This is a genomic window from Longimicrobium sp. (assembly GCF_036554565.1).
Classification (GTDB): Bacteria; Gemmatimonadota; Gemmatimonadetes; order Longimicrobiales; family Longimicrobiaceae; genus Longimicrobium.
Genome location: NZ_DATBNB010000012.1, coordinates 1 through 3,255, shown reverse-complemented (window position 1 = coordinate 3,255; position 3,255 = coordinate 1). Strand labels below are relative to the sequence as shown.

The 3,255-nt window shown below is 70.5% G+C and carries 4 protein-coding genes; 1 reads left to right on the top strand and 3 read right to left on the bottom strand.

Translation table 11 applies throughout. The features are described 5' to 3' along the window. Positions 1-50: 50 nt before the first annotated feature. The 3 genes from VIB55_RS00395 to VIB55_RS00385 all read right to left on the bottom strand — a co-directional run bounded on the left by VIB55_RS00395 (position 51) and on the right by VIB55_RS00385 (position 2,227). Positions 51-629: a GNAT family protein gene (locus tag VIB55_RS00395; RefSeq protein WP_331874676.1), complete on the bottom strand. Its 579-nt coding sequence runs from the start codon at positions 627-629 to the stop codon at positions 51-53. Between the two features lie 91 nt (positions 630-720). Further along, positions 721-1,488: a DUF1499 domain-containing protein gene (locus VIB55_RS00390; RefSeq protein WP_331874675.1), complete on the bottom strand. Its 768-nt coding sequence runs from the start codon at positions 1,486-1,488 to the stop codon at positions 721-723. Next, positions 1,481-2,227, bottom strand: a complete 747-nt coding sequence (locus VIB55_RS00385; protein WP_331874674.1) for a TVP38/TMEM64 family protein — start codon at positions 2,225-2,227, stop codon at positions 1,481-1,483. Before VIB55_RS00385 ends, VIB55_RS00390 begins: the two co-directional genes overlap by 8 nt. A gap of 186 nt (positions 2,228-2,413) precedes the next feature. Between VIB55_RS00385 and VIB55_RS00380 the strand changes: the two genes are divergently transcribed. Further along, positions 2,414-2,929: a molybdenum cofactor biosynthesis protein B gene (locus VIB55_RS00380; RefSeq protein WP_331874673.1), complete on the top strand. Its 516-nt coding sequence runs from the start codon at positions 2,414-2,416 to the stop codon at positions 2,927-2,929. Positions 2,930-3,255 lie beyond the last annotated feature (326 nt).

Genomic DNA, 3,255 nt, shown 5'->3' with positions numbered 1-3,255 from the left:
CGGCGAGGTGCTGAGGGTTGTGCGGCGCGGGATGGGCGTCCCGGCACGCGTCAGAGCATGGATTCCAGGCGCGCCTTCACGGACGGCCAGTCGTCGTCCACGATGCCGAAGTAGACCGTGTCGCGGATGCGGCCGGCCTCGGTGATGGCGTGTTTCCGCAAGATCCCCTCCTCCCGCGCGCCGATGCGCAGGATCGCGCGGCGCGACCGCTCGTTCAGCACGTCGGTCTTCAGCTCCACGCGAATGCAGCCCAGCGTCTCGAACGCGTGGCGCAGCATCAGGTACTTGGCCTCGGTGTTCACCGCCGAGCGCTGCCACGGCACGGCGATCCACGTCCAGCCGATCTCCACCCTCCGGTGCGCCGCCTCGATGCTGCCGAAGCGCGTGCTGCCGATCACCCGCTCGCCCGCCGCGTCCATCGTGACGAAGGGGAGCGCCGTCCCCCGCGCCTGCCCGTCGAGCGCGGCCTGCACGTAGCGGCGCACGTCGTCTTCACCATGCACCTGCGACGTCGTGAGCCGCCACAGTTCGGGGTCGCTCCCCGCTTCCCACAGCGCGGGGACGTGATCCAGCGTCATGGGGACCAGGCGGACGTGCCGGCCCTGCAGCACCACGGGCTCCAGTTTCACGATCTTGAACGGGTTCGGGGATGCCGAGAACGCGAACCCTCTTCCGCGGCGGCGCGGAAGAGGGCAGTGCGGATCGTCGGGAGGCGCGGCCCTACTCCGCGCGCACCGGCGCCGGGTCCGACTGGCGGAGCTTGTCCAGGTACGCCCGGATGCGCTTGGCGTTGGCGCCGACGTCGCCGCGGCCCACCCGCGACTTGCTGCGCACGTCCACCCGCGAGATGCCGGACGCCGAGCTGACACGCACCACCACGTCGTCCTTGAAGCCCATGAACGGCGTGGTGGCCGTGGCCTCGATGCGTCCGTCGCGGCGGTTCTGGTCCACCATCTCCCATCCCATGTCGCGAACCGTCTCCAAGGCCAGCGTGAACGCCGAGTCCACGGGCATGGCCAGCATCAGCGGCTCGACGTCGGGATAGGCCTCGAGCTGCTGCCGCGCGATGGAGTCGCCCGCGTACTCCGGGGGATTGGGCGCGTCCTTCCGCAGCGGGGCGATGGCGACGAACGCGGGCGGGTTGGCGACGTCGGTGGTGATGTCGTGGATGCCCGGGTACTTCATCGCCTCGTTGCGCCAGCTCCACGGCAGGTACAGCATCAGCGCGCCGATCACCAGCCCGGCCGCGGCCAGCGCCCGCCCCCGCCCGCGCGCCAGCGCCAACCCGGCGAGGGAGACCAGCGCCGCCGCGCCGCCCGCGTAGGCGGCCCAGCCCATCATCTTGAACGCCGTGCGAAAGTGCCAGAATCCCAGCCTCGTGCCCGGCCCGCTGAGGAACAGCAGCAGGACGGCGAGGAGCGCCAGCATCAGCCCCGCCAGGGCGATGGGGTGCACGCGGCGGCGGGAGGCGTCGTCCAGGTCAACCATTCTTTTCCTTGAGTTTACGGGTGCGCCATTTCTTCCACGCGATGGGCGCCAGGCTCAGCACGCCGAGCATCGCCAGCGCGATCAGCGTCTGCCGGCTGACCAGGTCGCTGGCGCTTTCGATTTCCGACAGCGACTCGCCCACGTTCACGAACACGAAGCTGCCGGGAAGGATACCGATCGCCGTCGCCGCGAAAAAGGTGCGCACCTTTACCGGGGTGAACGCGGGCACCAGGTTCATCAGCCAGAAGGGAAAGGCGGGGACCAGCCGGGTGAAGAGGATGTAGTTGAATCCATCCTCCTCGAATCGGCGCGCCATTCGCTTCAGCCGCGGGCCCATCCGGCGCCGCACCGCGTCGGCGAACAGGTAGCGGGCGGACAGAAAGGCCAGCGTGGCGCCGATGCTGGCCGCCACCACCACCAGCGCCGTGCCGATCCACCGGCCGAACAGGAACCCGACTGCGAACGACATGAAGATGCCGCCGGGAAAGCTGAGCGCCGTGGCCACGGTGTAGACCACGAACGTCAGCAGCAGCATGGTGGCGAAGTTCCGCTCGGTGTACGCCAGAAGGATCGCGCGGTTCTCCTTGAGCGACTCCAGCGTCAGGTAGCGGTGCCCGCCCAGCGCGAAGAACGCGGCCAGGCCGCCCAGCATCACCGACGCCAGAACGGCCTTCTTCCACCGCCCCCCGCGGCGGCGGCGCGGCGAGGGCGGTGTGGCGGGCACGGGGCCGGCGGTCACCTGCGGATCGCTTTCATCCTGCGCGTGGGTGCGGCGCGGCGGAGGAGGGTGGAAGGTGCCCTCAATCTACCGCCCCCCGAACGCGCCGCAACGTTCGCCGGGCCTGGATGCGGATGCGGTGGCGTCCCGATTGCCAGCGCACCAGCGGCGCGCGAAGGTGAGGGCGGACCTGAACGGACTTTGACGATGACGACGGAAAGCAGCGAGCGGCACCACCGGCTGGCGGACGATCGGGGGCCGGTGCCCGTGGGGATCGTGACGGTGAGCGATTCGCGGACGGAGGAAACCGACACCAACGGCGCCTGGCTGAAGGAGGCCATCGCGGCGGGGGGGCACACCTTGGGGGACTACCGGCTGATCCGCGACGATCCCGACGAGGTGGATGCGGCGCTGCTCGCGATGGCGTTCGGGGGCTCGCGCATCATCGTGTTCAACGGCGGCACCGGCATCGCGCCGCGCGACACGACGTACGACGTGCTGTCGAGACGGATCGAGAAGCCCATCCCGGGCTTCGGCGAGCTGTTCCGGATGTTGAGCTGGGACCAGGTGGGCGCCGCCGCCATGCTTTCGCGGGCGACGGCGGGGGTATACCGCGGACGGGTGGTGTTTTCGCTTCCCGGCTCGCCCGCCGCGGTGCGGCTCGCGTGGGAAAAGCTGATCGAGCCGGAGATCCGCCACCTGGCGTGGCTGGTGGAGGGATAGGGCCTGAGCCGCCGGATCCGGCACGGGCGACCAGCGCCCCCCATCCCCAGCCCTTCCCCCGCAAACTGCGCGGGGGAAGGGAGCCAGCCCGGTGCACGTCCCAAACTTCCCGCCACACCACGGCTCGTCATCCTGAGGCCCAGGCGCACCGTACCGGCCCGGAGCACATCCGTCGCGGGCCGAAGGATCTAGCCGGACGGCACGTACAAGCTTGGGCGCGGCTGCGGTCACCGGAGCCTGAACCGCCGGATCCGGCACGGGCGACCGGCGCCCTCCCTCCCCAGCCCTTCCCCGCAAACTGCGCGGGGGACGGGAGCCAGCCCGGT

What these genes read in the sequence shown, in the direction of transcription:
- VIB55_RS00380 (WP_331874673.1), top strand. Translation starts at nt 2,414, where the DNA reads ATGACGACGGAAAGCAGCGAGCGGCACCACCGGCTGGCGGACGATCGG.
- VIB55_RS00390 (WP_331874675.1), bottom strand. Translation starts at nt 1,488, where the DNA reads ATGGTTGACCTGGACGACGCCTCCCGCCGCCGCGTGCACCCCATCGCC.